This window comes from Bacillus thuringiensis (assembly GCF_001182785.1).
Taxonomy (GTDB): Bacteria; Bacillota; Bacilli; order Bacillales; family Bacillaceae_G; genus Bacillus_A; species Bacillus_A thuringiensis_S.
Genome location: NZ_CP012099.1, coordinates 442,186 through 466,951, shown reverse-complemented (window position 1 = coordinate 466,951; position 24,766 = coordinate 442,186). Strand labels below are relative to the sequence as shown.

Genomic DNA, 24,766 nt, shown 5'->3' with positions numbered 1-24,766 from the left:
TACTACTTCATTTATTGTTTTCTCTGAGCACAATTGTTATGCCTATTTTTCATAATAAATAAAAACCAATTCCCATAATGACATACGCCGCTAGTAAAGTGCCGCCTTCAAACCAGTTTGTATCTCCATCATTGGAAATCGCAATCGTTAAGAAAACGGCTGTAATCATAGACACAAGTTCTGGTATGGTAAATACTAAAGGCATCCTCTGCGCGAAGAACATAGATAGCAATACTAATACAGGAGCAACAAACATGGCGATTTGTAATGTAGACCCTATTGCAATTTCGACTGCAATATTTACTTTATTTTTATAAGCCATAATAATTGCAGATGCATGTTCCGCTGCATTTCCAACAATTGCAACGATAATAACCCCTATAAATAACTCTGACCAACCAAATGATTTTGCAACAGTTTCAAAAGTATGCACGAGCGCCTCTGATACATAAGCTACCGCCAGTGTTGCTATCGCTAAAATAAGGAGTGCCTTCCCTTTCGACCACTCTGGCTCTTCTTCATGCGCTACTTCGTCACTTTTGTGTTGATATACACCACGGTGTGTAACTAACTTAAATAGTAATGCAGCAATGTACATGATAATCATAATAATAGAAACACCTATACTTAATTGATACGTCTTGCCAGCGTCCATCTTCATTGAAAAAATCTCTGGAATAACAAAGGCCACGACAACAGCAAATATTAATAAAGCTGAATTATGCCTTGCATCGTAAACGTTAAAGCTTTGCCTTTTATATTTAAGTCCTCCTACAAAGAAGGATAGTCCTCCTACTAATAATAAATTTCCAAGTACCGAACCCGTTAAAGAAGCTAACACCACTTCAATTAACCCTGCTTGAAGTGCAAAAATTGAAATGATAAGTTCAACAGCATTACCGAAAGTAGCATTTAATAATCCACCTATTCTAGGACCAGAAACAATTGCTAAACTCTCTGTTGCTCTCCCCATAAAACCAGCCAATGCGATAATCGTAATACAATACACAGCGAACATAATTGTTTCTGGCCAATGAAGTGTTTTTCCAAGTACAGACAGTGGTACACCTATAAGCGCTACTATAAGAAATATTTTATTAAACATGCTTTTCATCCTTCCATCGTATGTATTTCTCCTCAATATTATTATTATTCTTCTCCTAACTTGTCCGATTTCATCACAATTACGTTTAAAAAATCATGTTGATGAAAAGAGTATGAAAGATACTTCATTCTTATTTAGACGAAGAAAACTACAAAGTATGAAAAGAGGCTAAAAGCATGCATTTAAAAGAAAAAATTGAAACTATTATATGCGGTCAACGAACTGGTGTATTATCTACTGTACGTGAAAACAAACCTCATAGTGCCTTTATGATGTTTTTCCACGAAGATTTTGTGTTATATATTGCAACAGATCGGAAATCAAAAAAGATAACAGATATTGAAAACAATCCTAATGTCCATGTATTACTCGGACGAGAAGGTAAAAAATTAGATGAAGATTATATTGAAGTTGAAGGGTTAGCTTCAATCGAGGAAGACTCGACATTAAAAAATAAGTTTTGGAATAATAGCTTAAAACGTTGGTTACTCGGTCCTGAAGACCCTAATTACGTATTGATAAAAATCAATCCCGACACAATTTATTACATCGATGGTGCCGGTACGACGGAGCCTGAGTTTTTACGACTATAAAATAAAACAAGCCCCCCTTTAGGTGGGCTTGTTTTGTCGAAAAGTTCTTTTGAAAAAAACAATAAAATAGGTGGAACTTTCTAAAGATTCTGTTATATAATAGCAGTAACTTAAATAAACTGTATTAAAACAGATTGAGAGGAGAAATAAAATTGATGAAGAGAGAAGAACGCAAAAACATGATTGAGTTTATTGAAAAGAAAAAAGGGATTGAGCGTGACGAATTACTGTTTATGACAGACGATGAAGTAGAACATATTTATAATGTAACGTACTTTTTATATGAGGAAATTGCAGAGTAGTATAATAATCCCCACCTTATAAAAAATATAAGGTGGGGATTATTTCGTTATTTAGCCCACTATTTGCGGACGTTAAAACTCCCACCTTAAAATTCAGGTGGAGCAAGAAGTTAAGTTGAAGTCGTGCTTCCTATAAATCTCAATTGCTTCAACTTTATACATGAGAATCATTTTCATGTATAATACTGTAAGATTGGAGGAATTTTACTATGAGTTCGTGGCTCTTATTTGCACTATTATCAGCAATTGCTGCTGCCCTTGTATCGATTTTTGGAAAGTTTGGTTTAGACGGAATCGATGCAAACGTTGCAACAACAATTCGATCTATTATTATGGCATTATTTATGATAGGCGTTATTATCATACAAGGTAAATTTCAAAATATCGGCGACGTACTGCTAAATAAAAAAGCACTGCTATTTATCACATTAAGTGGGATTGCAGGTGCTTCGTCATGGCTATTTTATTTTCTTGCCCTCAAAACAGGAAAGGTTTCACAAGTAGCTCCTGTCGATAAATTAAGCGTCGTATTTTCTATCATTCTCGCTATGATTATACTCGGTGAAAAGTTAAACTTTATGACCGGCGTTGGTGTAGTCTTTATTACAGCTGGTGTATTATTTATTGCTTTCAGCTAAAAAAACCGCTATTAGCGGTTTTTCTTTTTCTTTATATAAAACCATACAACACATGTAACAACTGCTGAAATTAATAAAATCCATATTCCATAATGATGTAAACTATACTCAACGAAGCGCCACTTCTCGCCTAACTTCCAGCCAAGCCCAATAAAAACACTTATCCAAATGAGCGCACCACCGTAAGCGTACAAACAAAAACGCCAAAGTGTCAAATTTGATACCCCAGCAAAATATGCTGTTAAATGACGTACTCCCGGTATAAAATAACCAATCATTAAAAGAAATGGCCCATATTTTTCAAATAAAATATGTGTTTTTTCAATGTGATGTTCTTTAATTCTAATTTTCGGCCCATATTTCTTTAAAACAGGGAGCCCAAGTTTTAAACCTAATATGTAGCTTAACGTAATCCCTAACATCGCACCAGCCATCCCACTTAAAAAAGCAGCGGTTCCTGACATAACTCCTTTTGAAACATTATAACCAACAAAGGTCAATAAAAACTCGTCTGGTATCGGTAATCCGACAATCCCACCAGCCAAGGCTATAACAATTCCAAAATACCCATAATGCGCGATTAACTCGCCAATATGTTGTTCCATTCGGAAGACACATCCTATGCACGATCGTTATTCCACATTGTACCCGTTCTATCTTTAAGGCAAACATGGTATACATATTCACTATACATTGTTTTTATAATGAACTCTACTTCTATTCGTTCCTTTAACAGAGATAAAATTAAACTTCAATCCGCGTGGGTTTTCTTCATCCTCTACTGATTATTAGCTTACTTCAATCAGGCTTCTACAGGTATCTCGCCTCCAACATAATTCACTTACATTCACTAATTTTGAGATTAGATTCTTACTGCCTGCAAATGTCCTGATAAAAAATAAAAATTCACATGCGTGTTTTTTTGTTACAATAAAGGAAAGTTACTTTTCGCAACGGTTTAACTCTCAAGAAAAATGATATATCTAGCAAAAACATAGTTTGGTCTATATAATACAACTTCTACCTATTAAAAGAACATGAACCCTTTTACATACAACATCATTTTTCTAAATTATACAGGGGGGAACGAACATGACCATTGAAAATCAATTTATTCAAAAAGTTTACTATAAAACATTTTTAACAGAAGAAACTTCTACTCCTGCATCGGAAGTACTCGGTGAAGCATATATAAATGAATCTAAAAATGAATTCTCCAACATTTCTAATATTCGATTTGCTCAAGGTGAATTTTATTATCAAAATAAAGATTTTGAAGCAGCTATATTTAAATGGGAAAAAGTTAATAATGCTCTTGCACTTTGGGCAACAAAAAATATTGCAGATGCTTATTTTGAACTAGGATTCTTACCAAAGGCAGAAGAAATTTATCAATCTATTCAAACAGAAGATACAACTCTTACGATGGAGGTTTCATTACAACTTCTTTCTCTTTATATCGAACAAGATCGTTTAGGACTTGCTTTTAAGACGATTAGTGAAGCTGTTGCATTCCAACCGGATTACCCAAATATTACTGCAATTGCACGTTCTTTCTATGAAAAACAAGAAGATTGGAACAATGCTATCGAACTAGCTGTTCAAGAAGGTATTCGAACACAATCTTTACACTGGTTTGATACGTTAATAAATTACATAAACAAAGGATTTACTAGAAATATTAAGCCTGAATATTTCTATGAGTCTTTAAAAGCTCTATATGCTGTTGATCAAGCTCAGTTTAAAGAACTTGTTATTGCTCTTTGGAATAGCTACCAACATGAATCCTTATACCTTCCTTGGATTCAAAGTATTAATCATTTATTCTTGCATATTGAAACAGACAATAATGACGATTGGAATGAAATTTCTACTCGCTATCAAGAAACATACTTTGCATTAATTACCGGAAATCATTTTATGCATGAATTAAACGGACTTGTACCAAATCTATTAACAAATTGGTTCAGTTTAACGAAAGCAAAAGATTCTCTAGTTGTCTCTGCAGCAGTGTTAGCATGGAATGAAGTCTCACCTACAACTTTAGAATCATTACTCGTAAAAAGTGCTGGATCCTTACTTTCTAATACATCAGCTGAAGCAGATGTAAATATGGAAACAGTTTCTCATTTATTCGAAACAATCGCTGTGTGGGCTGAGAAAAATGATGTAGATTTAAGTCATCAATTTACGCTACTCGTCCATGAACTATGTGATTTAAATGTCACACCACTACTAATAGCTGGAACTAGTGACTATGATAAAACGTCATTTGTCAATTCAATATTAGGAGAGAACATCTTAACTGAAACTTTAACAACTCCTATTCTATTTAAAGACGCTAGTCAAACTGAAATAACAGAATTTACCGAGTTAGATATACGTAATATCCCTAACCTTGATGAATCCCATCAAATAACGGCTACATCTGCTCAGTCAGAACTTGAGAAAAAATGTATAGAAATTAAGCTACCAAGTAGATTTTTAAGAAAAAATAAGTTTACATTTCTTATTACACCAGCCATTCAAGGACAATTGGATAAAAACAATGCATACTTTGAATACTTACAAACAGCAGATAGCCTTGTTTACGTATTAAATTCTTCTTCACCATTGCATAGTGAAGAAATTGATACGTTAATTTATTTACGTGAACAAGTACCAAACTTACAAATTCACTTCGTATTACATACAAATAATACGACTACTAATGAAAAACTAATTAGTAAGCTTAAAGTACATTTTCCAGATGCACAATTCTTCCCATACTCTCCTTCGCAAGAGAGTAGCCAGCAACTTGGAGATGTAACAGAATCTATTCTCTCTAATCTTGCAAAACGCGACATAGAAAAAGAACGTATAGAAAAGCTAATATGGTTTACGCAAAAAACAATTGCTTATCTAATAAATGAACGTGTGGAATTAGAAAATACATTAGTAAAATCCGTACGCTGGAATAAACACATCTCAGTGAAACTTACTGGATTTATTAATAACCTTACTGCTCTTGAAAAAGATAAAATTCGCTCTATTACCGAATCCTATCTTTTAACGAAAGAAGAAATTACACGAGATATACATTCTCAAATTCCTGAATTATTACAGAGTTGCTCTGATCTTGTTCAAGAAGATAGTGATTTCAAACTAGTTCATGAAGAATTAAATGCTGCAATGAATGAACGAGTTCAAAAGCATGTACAACAGGTACTTCTTCCTAAATTTACTGGGTCTATTCAAGAATGGATTGAAACAGCACATAATGAATTTATTCAAGCTCAAGCTTATTTAGATGAAATGAGTGAAACATTTAATAAATTATATAAAGAAGAACGTATGAAACTTCCTTGCGATTTCAAATTATTAGATGATTGGAATCGAGATGTTGTACGAATGACAAATCGAATTACAGTAACGAACATCAATATTTTATTGCGCTTTACACCGACACAGTTTTTCTTAAAAAGTGCCGGGAAATTATTTGGTAATATGCAAAAAAACCAATCTATGCTCGCCAACAAATATAAACAATACATTGAAACAGAAGACTATACAGAAATTGCTCACACAATTTCAAAACAATTCTTCCTACAATTTGAAGTATTTGAAGGGGCATTAGAACGTGATATCATGATGTTCTTTAAAGATCCACTTAGCATATTGAAACAAAATGTGGATGCAGCTCAACTTGAGATACAGGAAGATGAACAAACATTAGCAACGCTAAGAAGCAATCCAGAAACATATCATGATCCTTTAGCGTTATTTAAACTACAATTGCTACAACATAAATTCGTTTTAAGTACTACAAAGAAACATGAAGATATCTTTGTATCTAACGAATCTCCTACTGTTTAACAAAAAAACCAAGCAAACTAAAATTTGCTTGGTTTTTTCACTTTATTATTTTCATATGTTCAAACGGATAATAAATGCCTGCTAACTTTCCTAACACATCTTCTCTATCAATAAAACCTAAACCATTTCTACTATCTTTACTTATTAAGCGATTATCTCCCATAACAAAAATCTTATTTTTAGGAACTGTAATCGGTCCAAAGTCCTCTGTTAAATTCAGAAGTTTTTTTTCTGCTTGTTTTTTATTACTATCCAAATACTCTTCATCTTTCTCTTCAGAATTCACATATAGTTGATCATTTCTCATCTCAATAATATCCCCTGGCAATCCAATCACTCTTTTGACATAAAAATTATCTGTTTTCACAACAATAATGTCTTCTCTCCCATAGCTTTCAAATTGTTTTGCTAACTTGTTAACAATCACCTTATCTCCATCTTGCAACGTTGGTCTCATGGATGCTCCTTTTACAGTCGTAGGAAAGAACACAAAAATTTTCGCCAAAAACACCAATAAACATGCAATTGCAATAGTTCCAAAGAATTCACGCCAACGTTTTTTCTTTTGCATCATTTCACCATCTCATCATCTTTTTACTTTTATTATAAATAATACGACTGATATTTTTCTACAAAATTCTGAATTATAAAATTATAATATTAGAAATTCCAAAATAGAAATACTGATTAAATTAAACAAGCAAAAAAGATACTCTCAAAATAGTCTATCCACTATTTTTGAGAGTATCTTTTTATAATCCCACATATACAATACACATTTGAGCGGCTACATATGTAAACCAAATCCAAAGTGGCTCATACTTCAATTTACGCCCTCCGATATCTGTCACGCCAATAATGAAATCAGAAATTACAAACAGTAAGCCACCAAACGCTGGTATCCACCATATTCCTGTATTTTCATAATATAAGGCGAATGCAAAGCAAGCCATTCCTCCAACCCACAATCCATAAATTAGAGCTCCTATCGTAAACAATTTATCCTGTTTATCATTTCGGATAAAGAAGAACCATCCTACAATTAGAAAGAGCCCATATACGAGTAAGCCAATCCAAAAACCATTCCATGAAATTCCTGTTTGCAAAAATGCTTTTACATAAAAACAATGAGCAAGGGCGAAAGTAACCATCCCACCAATTAATCGATGACCAATTGGAATCAGCCCAGCCATAAACAAATCTCCCACAGTCGATAAAGTCATACCAAGTGCAACCCACGTACTATACTCTACAGATGGATCTTGTAACCATATCCAAATTGCACTACCTGTTAAAGAAAAACTAAGAATAAGACGGATTGCTAAAGGTAACGGCATATTATCTTTCGTTCTTTTTGTCTGTCGCATTGCATAAATTGCACCAATAAAAAAAAGAAGTATTTGCCCAATTAACACCACATAAAGTAGATTCATAATATGTTCTCCTCAATAAATGCTTTTTGTATCTTTTTTCGTTACACTTAGTCTATTATCCTTTTTCTATAAAAAAAGAAGAACAGTACTGTTCTTCCATTGTAATCGCTTTTCTGCATTCTATGCTACTTGTTTTTCTTGCTCTATTTTTTGCTTAGCTGGCGTCCGATTTACCACAATAATTCCTGCGGCTACACATGCTAAACCGAGTAACACAAATGAATGAATTGCTTCACCTAAAATCATGCTTGATAATAACACACCAAATACGGGTATAAAGAACATATACATAGATACTTTTCCAACCTTATTGTACTTCATAATTGTATTCCAAATGCAAAAACCAGCTGCAGATAAGAAAGATAAATAAATCAGCATAAGTAGTGCATCTAGACTAAATGTAAATGGCATTACTCCAACTTGCAAAGCCCCTATAAATAATAATCCTATAGAACCAAAAATCATTTGGTATGCTGTCATATAACCAACATCTAATATTTTACTACCTTCTTTCGCTAATATGTTTCCATATGAATACAGCATTGCTGCACTAAGAAGTAATAAACTTCCGATTCCAAAATGAAATGATAAGCTACCATCACTCGGCACATTCACTAAAATGACACCACAAAAACCAATCAATACCCCAATTATTTTTCTCATATTGAGAGCATCATCTTTATATAAAAAATGGGCGAGTAAAATTTGAAAGAATGATGATGTCCCTGAAATGATAGCTCCTTCAATTCCTGAACTATAACTCATTCCAATATAAAAACAGATATATTGAAGAAACGTTTGGAATAAACCAATTTGTATTAACTGTTTCCCCGTTCCTTTTTTGAAACTCATATCTTTCCCTAACACTTTAAAAAAGAATACAAGCATTACCCCAGATAACAAGAAACGATAACCAGCAAATAATATTTGCTCTCCAACTTCTTGTGGTTGAATTCCAAGTTCAACATAACTTAATTTAATAAAAGGAAATGCGCTTCCCCATAAAAAAGTTGCTACTATTGCAGCAATAAATACGCCAATCGGATGGGTAAAAAATTTCTCTGTCTTCACTTGTTGTCTTCCTTTCCGACCTTTTTATGAACAATATTCATATATACCAGAGGAATTGCGAAAACACAAGTTTTCCGTTTATACTTAAAACAAAACCGTACCATCTCATAAAAACCTATGATATACTATAGAATAATTACAACATAATAACTATTAAAAACAGATTCAACAGAAATGCTGCTATCCATTATGGATGGCAGCTTTCGTCGTTTTATAGGGGTTTCGATTTTGATTATTTTTCTCAATAAGAATTCGGAAGGAGCGAGTAGTAATGAACTCAGAAGTAAAAACGTTACACGCAAAAGAAACAATTTCTCATCCCTCTCTATGGGACACATTAAAAAAACATTATGAACTTGTATTTGCAGTAGCATCTGGTATTTTTATTTTAGTTGGTTGGTTATTCACAAAGAACGATGCAATGAATGTAGGTATTACTTGCTATATCCTTGCTTATATAGTTGGTGGATATGCAAAAGCAAAAGAAGGAATTGAAGATACGATTGAAGAAAAAGAGCTAAATGTTGAAATGCTAATGCTCTTTGCAGCTATTGGTGCTGCAATTATTGGCTACTGGGCAGAAGGGGCTATTTTAATCTTCATCTTTGCACTCAGCGGTGCTATGGAATCTTATACGTTAAGTAAGAGCCAAAAAGAAATTTCTGCTCTTCTGGACTTACAACCTGAAGAAGCATTACGTATTTCCACCGGAACTGAGGAACGTGTTCCTGTTGGAGAGTTACAAATTAACGACATTATTTTAATTAAACCAGGTGAACGTGTTCCTGCTGACGGTACGATTCATAACGGTGAAACAAATATCGATGAGGCAGCAATCACAGGAGAACCTATTCCAAATGAGAAAAGACATGGCGATGAAGTATTTGCAGGTACTGTAAATTTACGTGGTGCTATCGAAGTTAAAATTACGAAGCCGAGCGATCAAACCTTATTCCAAAAGATTATCCGTCTCGTCCAAAGTGCACAAAGTGAAAAATCACCATCACAACTATTCATCGAAAAGTTTGAAGGAACATACGTAAAAGGTGTACTACTCGTTGTTGCGCTTATGATGTTCGTTCCTCATTTCTTACTTGACTGGAGCTGGAATGAAACGTTTTATCGCGCTATGATCTTACTTGTAGTCGCATCTCCTTGTGCACTCGTTGCTGCCATTACACCAGCAACGTTATCTGCAATTTCTAACGGAGCGAGAAATGGAATTCTCTTTAAAGGTGGCATTCATTTAGAACGCCTCGCTTCAGTAAAAGCAATCGCCTTTGATAAAACAGGAACATTAACAGAAGGAAAACCTACCGTAACAGATGTATATGTTCGAGAAAATATGACAGAAAAAGAAGTGCTTTCCATTACAGCATCAATTGAAAGTCACTCTACACATCCTTTAGCTGAATCCATTGTTAAATATGCACAACATGCGTACGACATTACATTAATAAAACCAGAAAAGGTTGAAGATGTAACTGGTTTTGGGCTAAAAGGAGTATTCGAAAACAACGCTTATAAAATAGGTAAAGCTGATTTTATCGGTGAAGAAACAAAGACATTTCATAATGGTATTTCTGCCTCACTTGAAAAGGAAGGTAAAACTGTCGTTTATATTAGTGATGAAGGAGGCATTCTTGGACTTATCGCTTTAAAAGATACGCTTCGCCAAGAAACAATAGCTGCCATTCGCGATTTACAAAACATTGGTGTCGAAGCAATTATGATTACTGGAGATAATGAAGAAACGGCAAAAGCAATTGCCTCTGAAAGTAATATAAAGGAATATTACGCATCATGTTTACCAGAAACAAAAGTTGAAACGATTAAAAAGTTAAAAGAAAAATACGGTACAGTAGCAATGGTCGGAGACGGCATAAATGATGCACCTGCACTCGCTACTGCTAGCATTGGTGTCGCAATGGGAGAAGGAACAGATGTAGCTTTAGAAACGGCGGATGTTGTACTGATGAAGAACGAACTATCTCGTCTTTCTCAAGCGATCCGTCTATCAAAACGAATGAACCGTATTGTGAAGCAAAACGTAATCTTTTCGCTAGCTGTTATTGCGATGCTAATTTGTTCAAACTTCTTGCAATTTTTAGCTCTTCCATTCGGTGTTATTGGCCACGAAGGAAGTACGATTCTTGTCATTTTAAATGGCTTACGATTATTAAAAGGAAGCAAATAAAACGGGTCCCTCATAGAGGACCCGTTTTTTTTAATGATAGCTATTATGACCGTTCGCACTGCTACTCGTTTTATGCTTTGGATGCGAACTGCTCTTTTGTTTATTATTACTTTTATTATTATGGTTCTTTTTATTATTACTCATGAAATATCCCCCCTGTTCCTTTTTATTATGGAACAAGAGCTCATTATTCATTACGGGAATTATTGTCACCGGTTCTATAATGGTGGAGTAAACCATTAATTTCACCGCCAAGTAAAATTACCCATCCAGTTAAATAAAACCATAACATTAAAATAATGATACCACCGAGACCACCATATGTATTGGCGTAATTCGCAAACTTATCTACATAATAAGCAAATGAGTAAGATACCACAATCCATCCTACAGTAGCAAATAACGCCCCTGAAATAACTTCTCTTCTTTTTAACTTTCGATCTGGTGCAAATGTATATAAGAAACTAAACAAAGCAAATAGTACGAAGAAACTCGCTACTAATCGTGTAATGCTCCATACGAAAGAAAAACTATCTGATAAACCGAGTGCTTTAAACACTGCTGCTCCAATAACTTGTCCGAATACCGGAACAATTAACGCAAAGACAATCATAAAAATAATAGCTAATGTAAACACAATTGATAACGCTCTTGTTGTAATAAAAGAACGTGTTTCCTTCACGTCATAAGCGCGGTTAAAAGCATTCATAACCGCATTAACACCATTTGAGGCAAACCATAACATGGATAATAAACCAAATGATAATAAACCACCATTTTGCTGGTTTACAACTTTATCTACATTTACCTCAATTAAGTTCATTGCATCATCTGGTACATAAACCTCTAATAAACTAAGCACATCCTCTGTTTGAATGGGAATAAATCCAAGAAGCGTAATTAAGAAAACGAGCCCAGGAAAAATTGCAAGCAAGAAGAAATAAGCGAGCTGTGCTGCCAAGCCCGCTACATCATCGCGCATCGTCCGGTCATATAAATCTTTACCAAACGAATAAGTACGATTTCTTCTCACCTTTTCTAAAATTTTTTTCATATATGTTTAAACGCTTTTCTTCTCTTCTTTATCTTGCTTTAACTCAATGTACGCTTCAGTTTTTTTTTCCACTGCATTTGAGTCTTTCATAAATAATTCACGCGCTTCTTTCATACCACCATCTTCAGCAACTACTGGCTCTTCTTCTGCTTTCAGCTCATCTACCTTTGGAGATACAGCTTGAATTTCAATCGTTTCTGGCTTTTCTTCTGGCTCAACTTTTTTCTTACTAAAAATTTCTTTCGTTTCTTTTAACGTCTCTACAACAGATGGCGTTAATTTTTTAATTTCTGCTACTTTCGCTTTTACCACATTGAAATCAGCAAGTTCGCGTCCTTTATCTGTAACAGTTTGCACTTTTTCTTTGATCTTTGCATTTTCACCAATTTCAATCATCTTTGTTTTTGCTTTTTCTGCTGTATTTTTTACTTTTTCACGGTTTTCTTTCTTTAACATGGATACCGCTACACCTGCAGCTACACCAATCGCAATGTTTCGAGCAATATTATTTTTCTTTGCCATATTCCTTCACCCTTTCATTTCTTATGTTAGAAAGTATTTCTTTCTAAGCTTCCTCATATTCCTTGTTCATTTCGAATGAAAGCTAATAGCTTTGCACACCCTTCTGTTACAAGGTCATATACTTCTTGGAAATTCCCTGTATAGTAAGGGTCAGGAACGTCTGTCCAGCCACCGTCTGGAACAAAGTCGGACAGCCTACCAATATAGCCTCCAGTTTTACCTAAACTTTTTAAATCTGCTATATTCTTGTTGTCCATGGCAATAATATAATCAAACTTTGTTAAGTCTTCTTTTTCTACTTGCCTTGCTTTAATTCCTTCAAAAGTGACTGCATTTTCTTTTAAAATTTTTTGTGTTCCTTTATGTGGCGGATGACCAACATGCCAATCTCCTGTTCCTGCAGAATCAATGACAATTTTCTCTTCAAGTCCCTCTTTTACGACAAGATTTCGAAAAATTGCTTCTGCCATCGGAGAACGGCAAATGTTCCCAAGACAAACAAACAATACTTGAACCATGTCTTTGTTTCTTCCCTTCTTGGTGCATTTCTTCATATATACTTATAGTATAAACAACCAATTATGAAATATAAAGGAAATCCCTACTAATTTAATAGGATTGAAAAGATTCATTAACGAAAATGATAAAAAATGTTAAGATAGCCTTATGTTATTTTAAAGGGGGACACTTCGGTGGATTTATCCGTAAAGTCAGAAGAAAACGTTGAATACATGGTCGAAGCTATTAAAGAAAAATTACGTATGGTTAATGCTGGAGCGATGAGAGCTGCTAGTTTTAACGAAGAAATGTACGAAGATTTACGTGACATTTATGATCATGTTATGAAACGTGAAACATTCAGCATTAGTGAAATGCAAGCTATTACAGAAGAATTAGGTACATTAATTAAAAAGTAAAAAAGCCTCACTTATATGAGGCTCTTTTTTATTTCCAACAAATTCATGACAACTCTTCTCTTTCCCTCAACCAACTGTAAAATATTGTACAATAGAAGTAGAACCTCACCCTAGATTTTTTCTCCATACATACTACTCACAAATAATAGCAACACTACCATTGCTAACTGTTTTTACTGGAGGTGCTTACTTATGAGCAATTGGTACAGTAAGACGAAAGATCAAACATTAATTGACCTAGAAACAAACGAACAACACGGTTTAACAGATGAGATTGTAAGTGAACGTTTAAAGCAATACGGTTCTAATGAATTAGCTACAAAACAAAAACGCACTTTATGGCAGCGTATTTTCGCCCAAATTAATGACGTCCTCGTATATGTCCTTATTATAGCTGCCCTTATTTCTGCCTTTGTAGGTGAATGGGCGGATGCCAGTATTATCGCGCTCGTTGTAGTTTTAAATGCTGTTATCGGTGTTGTTCAAGAATCGAAAGCAGAACAAGCTTTAGAGGCATTGAAAAAAATGGCAACACCAAAAGCTATCGTCAAGAGAAATGGTGAACTAAAAGAAATTCCATCTGAGCACGTCGTTCCAGGGGATATTGTTATGCTCGACGCCGGACGATATATCCCATGCGATTTACGCCTTATCGAAACCGCAAATTTAAAAGTTGAAGAATCTGCTCTAACTGGTGAATCTGTCCCTGTTGATAAAGATGCAATCTACCACGCTTCTATGCAAAGTGATGAGCAAGTACCACTTGGCGATCAAAAAAACATGGCCTTTATGTCTACTCTTGTGACATATGGAAGAGGCGTCGGTGTTGCTGTTGAAACTGGAATGAACTCACAAATTGGTAAGATTGCTACCCTTTTACATGAAGCAGACGATGATATGACACCACTTCAAAAAAGCTTAGCACAAGTCGGAAAATATTTAGGCTTTGTCGCTGTAGCTATTTGTATCGTTATGTTCCTCATCGGATTTTTACAAGGCCGGGATACGTTAGAAATGTTTATGACTGCTATTAGTTTAGCTGTTGCAGCTATTCCAGAAGGCTTGCCAGCTATCGTTTCCATCGTTCTTGCAATTGGTGTACAACGTATGATTAAACAAAACGTTATCATTCGAAAACTACCAGCTGTTGAAGCTCTCGGTTCTGTCACAATTATTTGTTCAGATAAAACAGGTACGTTAACGCAAAATAAAATGACTGTTACTCACTTTTATAGTGATAACACATACGATCACTTAGAAAATTTAAATGTAAATAATGATGCACAACGTCTATTGTTAGAAAATATGGTGCTATGTAATGATGCGTCTTACAATAACGAATCACAAACCGGAGACCCGACTGAAATTGCTCTTCTCGTGGCCGGAAGCACTTTTAATATGCAAAAAGATCATTTAGAAACGATACATGAACGTGTTAACGAGCTGCCTTTCGACTCAGATCGTAAAATGATGTCAACCGTGCATACATACGATGAAAACTACTATAGCATGACGAAAGGCGCTATTGATAAGCTCTTACCTCGATGTACCCACATATTTAAAAACGGTAAAATCGAGGGTCTAACAGAGGTTGATAAAAATCAAATATTAGAAGCTGCCAGGGCAATGTCTCAAGAAGCTTTAAGAGTACTTTCATTCGCCTTTAAACAATTCAATTCAAACGATGTGGATATAAATCATCTTGAAGAAAATCTCATCTTTATCGGTCTTGTCGGTATGATTGATCCGCCAAGAACTGAAGTGAAAGATTCAATTACAGAATGTAAAAAAGCCGGCATTCGCACAGTTATGATTACTGGTGACCATAAAGATACCGCCTTTGCAATTGCTAAAGAACTCGGCATTGCTGAAGAAATATCTGAAATTATGATTGGAACTGAATTAGATAACATTGCTGATACAGAACTAGCTAGCAAAATTAATCATTTAAATGTATTCGCTAGAGTCTCTCCAGAGCATAAAGTGAAAATTGTAAAGGCATTACGCGCGAAAGGAAATATCGTTTCTATGACTGGTGATGGCGTCAATGATGCACCATCTTTAAAGCAAGCCGATGTCGGCGTAGCGATGGGCATTACAGGAACAGACGTTGCAAAAGGGGCAGCAGATGTTGTGTTAACAGATGATAATTTCTCATCTATCGTGAAAGCTGTTGAGGAAGGTAGAAATATTTATCGTAACATAAAAAAATCAATTCTCTTCCTACTCTCTTGTAACTTCGGAGAAATTATCGCTTTATTTTTAGCCATTTTACTCGGCTGGGCAACACCACTACGACCTATTCATATTTTGTGGGTGAATTTAATTACAGATACACTGCCTGCATTATCACTTGGGGTTGATCCTGAAGATCCAGATGTGATGAAGGAAAAACCACGACATGCGAAAGAAAGCTTATTTAGTGGTAGCGTTCCTTTTCTTGTTTTCAATGGACTTGTCATTGGACTTTTAACGCTAATAGCTTTTATCGCCGGAGCAAAATTCTATACTGGAGATACAAATTTATTCCCTCTTTTCCCTGAACGAATTGATGACGATGCTCTATTACATGCCCAAACGATGGCATTTGTCGTTCTTAGTTTTTCTCAGCTCGTTCATTCATTTAACTTGCGTTCAAGAACGAAATCGATTTTTTCAATTGGGATCTTTACAAATAAATATTTAGTCTTCTCCCTTCTTATCGGTGTTCTTATGCAAGTTTGTATCATCTCCATCCCGCCCCTTGCAAATATATTCGGTGTACATGCATTAACAATGCGAGATTGGGGATTCGTTCTCTTATTAAGTATCATTCCACTTGTTGTGAATGAGATTATTAAATTAGTGAAGAGAAACTAAAAGGCAATGAGGACTATTCCTCATTGCCTTTTCATTTATCCTTGTAATTCTTTTTTGATATTCTCTGTTAATGTAGCCATACGCTTGCGGCTTTCTTCACGCTCACGTTTATTTTGTTCTTCAATTTGTTGTGTTTCTTGCATACCTCTTGAAATAATGTTCCAAGTTTCCTCAAGTGTTTCCATTTTAATACTAGAAGAACCTGATAATCTCGCTACTTCTACACTTTGCGTTGCGATATTTTGTGCATTTTTCTTAAGTAATTCATTTGTACGGCGATCAAGTTCAGCCATAGAATCTGCAACAAGCTTTTGACGTTTCGCATTTACTGCTTGAATGATACCATTTTTAAAGATAGGAATCGTCGTAATAAATGCTGTATTGATTTTACCAATTAATTTATTATTTCCACGTTGAATCATGCGAATTTGCGGCGCTGTAAGTAGCGCAACCATACGTGCTTTTTCTAAATCATCAATACGTTGCTCTAAAATTTCAACCGAGTTTTTAAGCGACTCTAATTCAATACCTGCTAATTGATCATTATTACGCACGCGTTCTTCATACATCGGAACTAATTCTGTATTTAAACGCTCTAATAACATTTCTCCTGCTACTACGTACTTCTCTAAGTCTAAATAATATTTTAAGTTTTGCTCATATAAGCCATCTAACGTACCAATTGATTTTTTCATCTCATCTTGGTACTTCGTAATTTCCACATAAACTTTATCAATTTCGCGGCCCATCGTTTGATATTTACTAAAGATTTGTTCTATCATTTTATCCGCTTTTTTGAACATGCGCGAGAAGAAACCACTTTTCTCTTCCGCAAAGTCTTTACTATCAAATCTGTCCATAATTTTACCAAGTTGCTTTAACAATTCACCAGAATCTTCTATCTTTGATAGAGACATTGTATGTAAAATTTGATCAGCGAAACGTGAAATTTCCATAGAAGGTTCTTTTCCAAGTTCAATTAATTCCAGTTGATCTTTAATATCTACTGCGTTATAAATACGTTGCACATCTGCATCTTGTCTAAGTTGCAAGCGAACATCTTGTGCGGTTTGCTCATTCAATTCAGTTTTCGAATCTAGTACGACTGGGTTATTCATATGATATTCTCCCTTTCCTTATAAAAATGGACGAAATAGTCCTTTTATTGTTTGTGATAAATTTTTATAGGCTGATGAACCATGAAACTCAAGATCGAAATTAACTTCTTCAAGCCAATGGGAATCAAATGCTCCTGCTTCAACATACGGTTCAATATCGTTTCTGCCCGTAGGATTGAAATGGAATACATCTACTCCAATTTGATTCAAAAATAGTAATAAAACAGCGTCAGAACGAGTTAATTCTCCGCTCTTCTCATTATTAAATATAACAATTTTCGGTACATCTTGTGAATAATCAAATTTCTCAAGCTGTTCTAAAATATTGGGTGGTATTTGAGAAAGTTGTGCAAAAACATACAGCGCTACCTCTTGTTTCGTTTCTTTCGCAATTGGTTTGCACATTTCACTTTCGCACGTATGGATAATCGCCTCTGCAATCCCATGTTGTAAACCTTCCGGTAAACGCTTATGCGGCCACCAATGGCTATTCATAATTAGATCAGGATGTAATTTCCCAGCTCGGTCCAATGCATCTCGATAATGATATTGGAAATTTGCTTTCTGCTCTTTCGTAAACGGGAATGTATTAATTAATAAACTATTATCAAATGATGTAACAGCCTTTAATCGTTGAAAATATTCTTTATCATTCTTTGAAACGCCTGATATTTTCGCAAATAAAGAAGGAATATAAATATGTTTATTTTCAACAAAGAATGTTGGACGTACAAATGCCTTTTCTTTCGTAATTAAAAAGAGTTCATCATATGTCGTTTTTAACGTACGTGCTACAGGTGTATACGAACGGAATTGCCACGGTTTATATAATAGTGAATTATCGTGGTGAAGTACTTGTTCAATTTCTTTCGAAGCTTGATACGCTACTGTTGCAACACGCTCGCGGCGGCGATCAGGGAATGGTTCAAGAGAAATGCGACCCGGATGAGACACAATAAAAGTTCTTCCCTCTTCATCAATATTTTCAAATCCATCTTTTCCTTCGGGGTGATAATAAAGCACATCACAACCGAGCATAATAAGAAAATATAAGAAATATATACGGCTTTCCTGTGCATCACCATACCAAACGATACGCGGCATCTGTTTCTTATAATTAATCGTAGAAAACCACTTCGCTACGTAATTTTCGCTTAGTTTAATTATGTCGATTAAGAAACGACGGAAGCCTTCTGTCTTTAACGACTGATTATGTTGTTTCTCATATAATTTCAATACTGAAATAAACGTCGTATGTATGTAATGCTGTAAATCAGGATTGTCTACTTTCGGTAAAAGTTGTTTCCCAGATAAGTGTGCAACTAACCTATTTACTGTCAGACCATTTGGTGCTTCTTGATGTAATACGAACACTTCTTGAATATGACGAAGCTTTTCTGAATCAATCACTTTGTTTAAATTTTGTTCGTGTAAAACTTCGATTCCTTTCGCTTCACTATAATCAAACAGTTCATTAAAATATTCATCTACATCATTAGGAACGCCAAGGATTCGACATGCTATATAACTAAATTTCATCTCATTCTCTGTCAGCTCATATTGTGGGCGTTTTTCTAAAAGCGCTTCAAATTGCTTTAAATCTGATTCATCTTTTAATGCATATGGTTGAAGTGTAAAACGTGAAAACACAACAGTTCACCTCCAAAAACATTTACGTTTTTTCTAAGTCCTTCTTCTATTATAAACTATTTTTGGTTATAAAAAATGGGCGCTCGCAAAACGAGCAAACCCATTTCAATTATTTATTGTCTTCTTTAGTAACTGCAACTTCTTCTTTAGCTTGTCCAGAATTCTTCATGTAGTGAAGTATAAATGTTGCTCCAAATGCTACAACTAAAATAATGAAGAACACTGTATGGCTTATTTCAATATGAATAACAGACAATAACATTTTTGCTGCAATAATTAAAATTAAAATATATGCTGTCGTTTCAAGTTCTGGAATACGCTCTAACAATTTTAAGAATACACCAGCGATACCACGCATCATTAAAATACCTAGCATTCCGCCTAATAGTAAAATCCAAACTTCATTAGATACACCAAATGCAGCAAGTACGCTATCTACAGAGAATGCGATATCCATTAATTCAACCATCGCAACTGTTCCCCAGAAGACACCGAACATTCTGAAGAGAATACTATTTTGGTTCATACCATGAGATTCCTCTTCTTCTGCATTACCTTTTCTTTTATCAATGAAGTATTTAACTGAAAGCCACGCTAAGTAAAGTGCACCTAACACTTTTACCCATGCTAATTTAATTAAGAACATCCCGATTCCAATCGCAATAAAGCGGAACACATAAGCTCCAATAAGTCCATAGAATAATGCTTTTTTACGTTTTTCTTCCGGAAGGTGTTTTACCATTACCGCTAACACAAGTGCGTTATCAGCAGATAACAACCCTTCAAGTACAACAAGTGTACCTATTAATCCCCAAGATACTGGATCTTGCAACACTTTAATCCACATGTCCAAGTCGAAAAACTGAGCATACGTATCAAGGATTCCTTGCAAAATACTCATCTTACCTTTATCCCCTATTCTTTGCTAGATTTATAGAAAGGTCAAAAAAAGGAAACGAATATCGTTTCCTTTCTATGCATCCAAGCCATACGCTCTTACAAGCGCACCTAAACCACCTTGGAATCCACTTCCTACTGCATTAAACTTCCACTGTCCATTATGACGGTATAATTCACAAAAGACAACTGCTGTTTCGATGGAGAAATCTTCCCCTAAATCAAAACGAAGAACTTCTTCATTCGTCTCTTCATTTGCTAAACGAACAAATGCATTTCCTACTTGCCCAAAGTTTTGACTACGGCCTTCTGCATCATAAATCGTAACTGTAATAGCAATTTTATGAACGTCTGCTGGAACCTTCTTCAAATCTACAACAAGTTGCTCATCGTCGCCTTCGCCTTCGCCTGTACGGTTATCTCCTGTATGTAAAACAGATCCACAAGGAGACTGTAAATTATTATAGAAAATAAAATCAGTTTCCTTCGTACATTTTCCGTTTGCATCTAATAAAAAGGCAGATGCATCTAAATCGAAATCTGATCCACCGTCATAAGATTTAATATCCCATCCAAGACCAATTACTGCTTTTGTTAAACCAGGGCTTGTCTTGCCTAAATCGATTTTCTGTCCTTTTTGTAATTGAATAACCATCTATATTCACCTCTATATTTTTATCTTTAAAAATATATCCATCGGTAAACACGCATTTCACCGATGGATATATAAATCAAATCTATTACTCTACATCTAAACCAAAGTTATTACATAGAGACGCTAATCCACCTTGGAATCCACTTCCGATTGCATTGAATTTCCAGTCACCTGCATGACGGTATAATTCACCTACTACTACGGCTGTTTCAATAGAGAAATCTTCTCCTAAATCGTAACGAATTAATTCTGCATTCTTTTCTTCATCAAGAATACGTACGAAAGAATTAGAAACTTGTCCGAAGTTTTGGCTACGGCCTTCTCCATCATAAATTGTAATTGTAAAACAAATACGTTCGATGTGAGCAGGAACATTTTTCAAATCTACTTTAATCGCTTCGTCATCGCCTTCACCTTCGCCAGTGCGGTTATCTCCTAAATGCTCTACAGAACCATTCGCACCTTTTGGATTATTATAGAAGACGAAATCTTCAGCTCCTGAAACTTTACCATTCGCACCTACTAAGAAAATACTAACATCTAAGTCGAAATCGTTTTGTCCGTCATAACGATTCGTATCCCAACCAAGTCCTACAAGAACTTTCGAAAGACCTGGATTCGTTTTTGTTAAGTCTACCTTTTGTCCTTTTTTCAATGAAATTGATGCCATATACAATTCCTCCTCGGTTATTTTATTGATAACGTGATACAATCTCACTTAAGTTTTTATCTTGTGTTCCTTCTCCAACTGCTGAAAACTTCCATTCACTTCCGTAACGATACATTTCACCTGCAATTAGAGTCGTTTTGCCAGCATAATTATCCGATAAATTATAGCGTGCTAATTCTTCACCAGTTTGCGGGTTTTGAATACGAATATATGCATTACGAATCATCCCGAAATCTTGACGACGATTTACACAGTCATAAATATTTACAACGAATACTAAACGATTAATACGGCTTGGAACTTTATGTAATTCTACGAAAATTGTTTCGTCATCACCAGCGCCTTCGCCTGTTAAATTATCTCCTGAATGAATAATACTACCACAAGTAGAAAGTTTATTTCCGAAGTAAACTAAATCATTTTTGTTTAAAAAACGATCTCCTTCTAACATAACAACAGATGCATCACAATCTACATTTGGTTTACTTCCAAATAATGAAGACAGAAATCCACCTGATTGCCCAATTGGATCCCAGCCTAAGCCAACCTGTAGTTTTGCTACTTTTGGTTGTCCTTTCGTTAAATCGATCTTTTGACCTTTTTCTAAAATAATAGGCATGAAGTTTCTCCCTTTCTACAAAGCATTTTCCAAATCGGAAAATATTGTATTCTTCTCTTATATTGTAGCATTATTTACCTAGCGATAAAAAGGATAAATTCTCAGTTATATGAAAACATTCATATAATTTACTTATGATGATGTAAGAAGTGGTAAATAGCACCAATCATTCCTGCACAATTACCGTTTTGTGCAAGTTCAATCTCACAATTATTATAAATCTCTTGATTTAAGTATTTACTGATCTCTTCTTTTACTTCTTTTAAAAACTCATTTCCTCTATCAGTAATTCCTCCACCAATAATAATCGTTTCTGGATTGAAAATATAAGCAAGATTACTAATTCCGATTGCCAAATGTTTAAAGAAGATCCCAACTGCTTGAGCAACTTCCCGATCTCCTTTATCATACAACTCGAAAATTCTTTTCCCATTCCACTCGCCTTTGCCTTTATATTTTCTGACAAGACGAATTAATCCTGAAATCGAGGAAACCTCTTCAAACGGTTTTCCTTCTATTAACATATTCCCCCATTCACCAGCACTAAATGAATGGCCTCGGTACAATTCTCCATCTATAAAAATCGCTCCCCCAATCCCTGTTCCAAGGGTGAGCATAATAAAGTTCGCTTTCTCTCTTCCACTACCATTCCACTTTTCTCCAAACGCTGCACAATTCACATCATTGTCAATCGATACTGGAACTTTTAATATCTCTTGCAACCTATCAATAATAGGAATAGTACTATATCCCGGAATATGATCCGCACCTCCCGTCACAATTCCTTTATTAATATCAACAATTCCCGCAGTGCTAATACCAATTCCTGCAATAGTATGTTCATTCATTATTTTTTTGGATACATATATAAGTTTTTGAATAATTTGTTCTCCGCCTAAATGAATTTCTGTTGCAACTGTTTTACACTTTAATACTCTCCCTATTTCTGAAACAATGCCATACTTAATTTGCGTACCGCCAATATCAAACGCTATGTACTCTTTCATCTACTGCCACTTCCTCTACCGTTATGAATGTAAATTCTCCGCCTCTACTATTTGTAGGAAATCTACATTAACTCTTTTCTGCTTTGACAAATACACCACCTTTTTCTATATATAGTTTTTTTTGCATAAAACTCTTTTTCCTAAGAAATATTACAAAGGGATGTATTTTAGATGGAATATTAATTTCTTAGGAGGAAAACCATGACGAAAATCTTCATTTTAGCATCAACACTCTCTTTATCTTTTTTTAGCGGTTTAAATATCGGTAATGCTGCAACTGAAAACTTCCAACCATTAACAAACGCTATTGTACAAAATAGCGATCATTTTGCAGAAGGAAATTTAAAGGATAATAATAAACCTCCAGGAAATAACGGTTCTCAGGACGATAGTGGTTCTGGTGGCAGTGGCTCTGACGGCAGTGGTTCCGGCGGTAATGGCTCTGGTGGTAACGGTTCCGGCGGTAACGGTTCTGGTGGCAGTGGTTCCGGCGGTAATGGCTCTGGCGGCAATGGCTCTGACGGCAGTGGTTCCGGTGGCAACGGCTCTGGTGGCAACGGCTCTGGTGGCAGTGGTTCCGGCGGTAATGGCTCTGGCGGCAATGGCTCTGACGGCAGTGGTTCCGGTGGCAACGGCTCTGGTGGCAACGGCTCTGGTGGCAGTGGTTCCGGCGGTAATGGCTCTGGCGGCAATGGCTCTGACGGCAGTGGTTCCGGTGGCAACGGCTCTGGTGGCAGTGGTTCCGGTGGCAACGGCTCTGGTGGCAGTGGTTCCGGCGGTAATGGCTCTGGCGGCAATGGCTCTGACGGCAGTGGTTCCGGTGGCAACGGTTCTGGTGGCAGTGGTTCTGGTGGCAACGGCTCTGGTGGCAACGGCTCTGGTGGCAGTGGTTCCGGTGGCAACGGTTCTGGTGGCAGCGGCTCTGGTGGCAATGGCTCTGGTGGCAGTGGCTCTGGTGGCAACGGCTCTCAAGGTGGCAATGGCTCTGGTGGCAGTGGCTCTGGTGGCAACGGCTCTCAAGGTGGCAATGGCTCTGGTGGCAGTGGCTCTGGTGGCAACGGCTCTCAAGGTGGCAATGGCTCTGGTGGCAGTGGCTCTGGTGGCAACGGCTCTCAAGGTGGCAACGGCTCTCAAGGTGGCAACGGCTCTCAAGGTGGCAACGGCTCTCAAGGTGGCAACGGCTCTCAAGGTGGCAACGGCTCTCAAGGTGGCAACGGCTCTCAAGGTGGCAACGGCTCTCAAGGTGGCAACGGCTCTCAAGGTGGCAACGGCTCTCAAGGTGGCAACGGCTCTCAAGGTGGCAACGGCTCTCAAGGTGGCAACGGCTCTCAAGGTGGCAACGGCTCTCAAGGTGGCAACGGCTCTCAAGGTGGCAATCGTGTTAAAGGCGATAGCAATTCTCAGAAGGACAACGGTTCTCAAGGTGGTAATGTAAAAGATAATACAAAAAAACAAGGTGATAAATTACCTAATACTGCAACGCATTACCCTATATCTATTTTAATGGGTCTTTCAACATTCCTAATTGGTATGTTACTGTTTATTCGTCGTAAAAACGTAAAATAAGAACAACATCCTTCCATCTAAAGAATACATGAAATACT

Annotated in this window: 23 protein-coding genes; 8 read left to right on the top strand and 15 right to left on the bottom strand. The window is 36.0% G+C overall.

Annotated elements, in window-relative coordinates:
* Nucleotides 1-49 precede the first annotated feature (49 nt).
* Nucleotides 50-1,105 (bottom strand): calcium/proton exchanger, encoded by a 1,056-nt coding sequence (gene cax, locus AC241_RS02420; protein ID WP_000482131.1) that lies wholly within the window; start codon nt 1,103-1,105, stop codon nt 50-52.
* A gap of 176 nt (nt 1,106-1,281) precedes the next feature.
* On the opposite strand from cax, the gene AC241_RS02415 reads away from it, so the two are divergent.
* The 3 genes from AC241_RS02415 (at nt 1,282) to AC241_RS02405 (ending at nt 2,638) form a co-directional block, all read left to right on the top strand.
* A complete protein-coding gene (locus AC241_RS02415) occupies nt 1,282-1,698 on the top strand; it encodes a pyridoxamine 5'-phosphate oxidase family protein (RefSeq protein WP_016083647.1) in 417 nt (138 codons plus the stop codon).
* A 155-nt stretch (nt 1,699-1,853) separates the two neighbouring features.
* Nucleotides 1,854-2,000 carry a BH0509 family protein gene (locus tag AC241_RS02410; protein WP_000817786.1) on the top strand — a complete coding sequence of 49 codons (147 nt, stop codon included), beginning with the start codon at nt 1,854-1,856 and terminating at the stop codon, nt 1,998-2,000.
* 209 nt (nt 2,001-2,209) lie between these two features.
* On the top strand, nt 2,210-2,638 hold the full coding sequence (locus AC241_RS02405; RefSeq protein ID WP_000100295.1) for an EamA family transporter: 429 nt from the start codon (nt 2,210-2,212) through the stop codon (nt 2,636-2,638).
* Between the two features lie 11 nt (nt 2,639-2,649).
* On the opposite strand, the gene AC241_RS02400 is transcribed toward AC241_RS02405, so the two are convergent.
* Entirely contained in the window at nt 2,650-3,243 is a 594-nt protein-coding gene (locus AC241_RS02400; protein ID WP_000434876.1) for a DedA family protein, read from the bottom strand.
* A 487-nt stretch (nt 3,244-3,730) separates the two neighbouring features.
* On the opposite strand from AC241_RS02400, the gene AC241_RS02395 reads away from it, so the two are divergent.
* A complete protein-coding gene (locus tag AC241_RS02395) occupies nt 3,731-6,493 on the top strand; it encodes a tetratricopeptide repeat protein (protein ID WP_050842492.1) in 2,763 nt (920 codons plus the stop codon).
* A gap of 37 nt (nt 6,494-6,530) precedes the next feature.
* Here the strand turns inward: AC241_RS02395 and lepB are convergent, their stop codons facing one another.
* The 3 genes from lepB to AC241_RS02380 all read right to left on the bottom strand — a co-directional run bounded on the left by lepB (nt 6,531) and on the right by AC241_RS02380 (nt 8,997).
* Nucleotides 6,531-7,067: a signal peptidase I gene (lepB, locus tag AC241_RS02390; RefSeq protein WP_050842490.1), complete on the bottom strand. Its 537-nt coding sequence runs from the start codon at nt 7,065-7,067 to the stop codon at nt 6,531-6,533.
* Between the two features lie 178 nt (nt 7,068-7,245).
* Entirely contained in the window at nt 7,246-7,926 is a 681-nt protein-coding gene (locus tag AC241_RS02385) for a lysoplasmalogenase (protein ID WP_016083650.1), read from the bottom strand.
* Nucleotides 7,927-8,046: 120 nt separating this feature from the next.
* Complete coding sequence (locus AC241_RS02380; protein WP_050842488.1) at nt 8,047-8,997, bottom strand: DMT family transporter; 951 nt, start codon at nt 8,995-8,997, stop codon at nt 8,047-8,049.
* A gap of 271 nt (nt 8,998-9,268) precedes the next feature.
* Between AC241_RS02380 and AC241_RS02375 the strand changes: the two genes are divergently transcribed.
* Nucleotides 9,269-11,194 (top strand): heavy metal translocating P-type ATPase, encoded by a 1,926-nt coding sequence (locus tag AC241_RS02375; protein ID WP_048564000.1) that lies wholly within the window; start codon nt 9,269-9,271, stop codon nt 11,192-11,194.
* 187 nt (nt 11,195-11,381) lie between these two features.
* On the opposite strand, the gene AC241_RS02370 is transcribed toward AC241_RS02375, so the two are convergent.
* The 3 genes from AC241_RS02370 to AC241_RS02360 are packed head-to-tail and all read right to left on the bottom strand — an operon-like array spanning nt 11,382 to nt 13,288.
* Nucleotides 11,382-12,248: a YihY/virulence factor BrkB family protein gene (locus AC241_RS02370; protein WP_016083653.1), complete on the bottom strand. Its 867-nt coding sequence runs from the start codon at nt 12,246-12,248 to the stop codon at nt 11,382-11,384.
* A gap of 6 nt (nt 12,249-12,254) precedes the next feature.
* Nucleotides 12,255-12,770, bottom strand: coding sequence for a DUF4075 domain-containing protein (locus tag AC241_RS02365; protein WP_001085388.1), 516 nt, complete (start codon nt 12,768-12,770; stop codon nt 12,255-12,257).
* 53 nt (nt 12,771-12,823) lie between these two features.
* Nucleotides 12,824-13,288 carry a low molecular weight protein-tyrosine-phosphatase gene (locus tag AC241_RS02360; RefSeq protein WP_000250916.1) on the bottom strand — a complete coding sequence of 155 codons (465 nt, stop codon included), beginning with the start codon at nt 13,286-13,288 and terminating at the stop codon, nt 12,824-12,826.
* A gap of 174 nt (nt 13,289-13,462) precedes the next feature.
* Between AC241_RS02360 and AC241_RS02355 the strand changes: the two genes are divergently transcribed.
* Together AC241_RS02355 and AC241_RS02350 are read left to right on the top strand one after the other, a co-directional pair.
* A complete protein-coding gene (locus tag AC241_RS02355) occupies nt 13,463-13,687 on the top strand; it encodes a DUF1128 domain-containing protein (RefSeq protein WP_000366196.1) in 225 nt (74 codons plus the stop codon).
* 192 nt (nt 13,688-13,879) lie between these two features.
* The gene (locus tag AC241_RS02350) at nt 13,880-16,546 is read left to right on the top strand and encodes a cation-translocating P-type ATPase (RefSeq protein WP_016083654.1); all 2,667 of its coding nucleotides are present in this window, start codon (nt 13,880-13,882) and stop codon (nt 16,544-16,546) included.
* 35 nt (nt 16,547-16,581) lie between these two features.
* On the opposite strand, the gene AC241_RS02345 is transcribed toward AC241_RS02350, so the two are convergent.
* From AC241_RS02345 to AC241_RS02315, 7 genes are all read right to left on the bottom strand, one after another.
* A complete protein-coding gene (locus AC241_RS02345; RefSeq protein ID WP_001064413.1) occupies nt 16,582-17,664 on the bottom strand; it encodes a toxic anion resistance protein in 1,083 nt (360 codons plus the stop codon).
* An 18-nt stretch (nt 17,665-17,682) separates the two neighbouring features.
* On the bottom strand, nt 17,683-19,314 hold the full coding sequence (locus tag AC241_RS02340) for a YceG family protein (protein ID WP_048564001.1): 1,632 nt from the start codon (nt 19,312-19,314) through the stop codon (nt 17,683-17,685).
* 109 nt (nt 19,315-19,423) lie between these two features.
* Nucleotides 19,424-20,215 (bottom strand): TerC family protein, encoded by a 792-nt coding sequence (locus AC241_RS02335; RefSeq protein ID WP_016083656.1) that lies wholly within the window; start codon nt 20,213-20,215, stop codon nt 19,424-19,426.
* Nucleotides 20,216-20,287: 72 nt separating this feature from the next.
* Nucleotides 20,288-20,866, bottom strand: coding sequence for a TerD family protein (locus tag AC241_RS02330; protein ID WP_000236649.1), 579 nt, complete (start codon nt 20,864-20,866; stop codon nt 20,288-20,290).
* Nucleotides 20,867-20,951: 85 nt separating this feature from the next.
* Nucleotides 20,952-21,536 (bottom strand): TerD family protein, encoded by a 585-nt coding sequence (locus AC241_RS02325; protein WP_016083657.1) that lies wholly within the window; start codon nt 21,534-21,536, stop codon nt 20,952-20,954.
* 22 nt (nt 21,537-21,558) lie between these two features.
* Nucleotides 21,559-22,155, bottom strand: coding sequence for a TerD family protein (locus AC241_RS02320; RefSeq protein ID WP_001121587.1), 597 nt, complete (start codon nt 22,153-22,155; stop codon nt 21,559-21,561).
* A gap of 128 nt (nt 22,156-22,283) precedes the next feature.
* Nucleotides 22,284-23,162, bottom strand: coding sequence for an ROK family protein (locus AC241_RS02315; protein ID WP_016083658.1), 879 nt, complete (start codon nt 23,160-23,162; stop codon nt 22,284-22,286).
* A gap of 201 nt (nt 23,163-23,363) precedes the next feature.
* On the opposite strand from AC241_RS02315, the gene AC241_RS02310 reads away from it, so the two are divergent.
* Nucleotides 23,364-24,728, top strand: coding sequence for a hypothetical protein (locus AC241_RS02310; protein ID WP_050842486.1), 1,365 nt, complete (start codon nt 23,364-23,366; stop codon nt 24,726-24,728).
* Nucleotides 24,729-24,766: the final 38 nt, after the last annotated feature.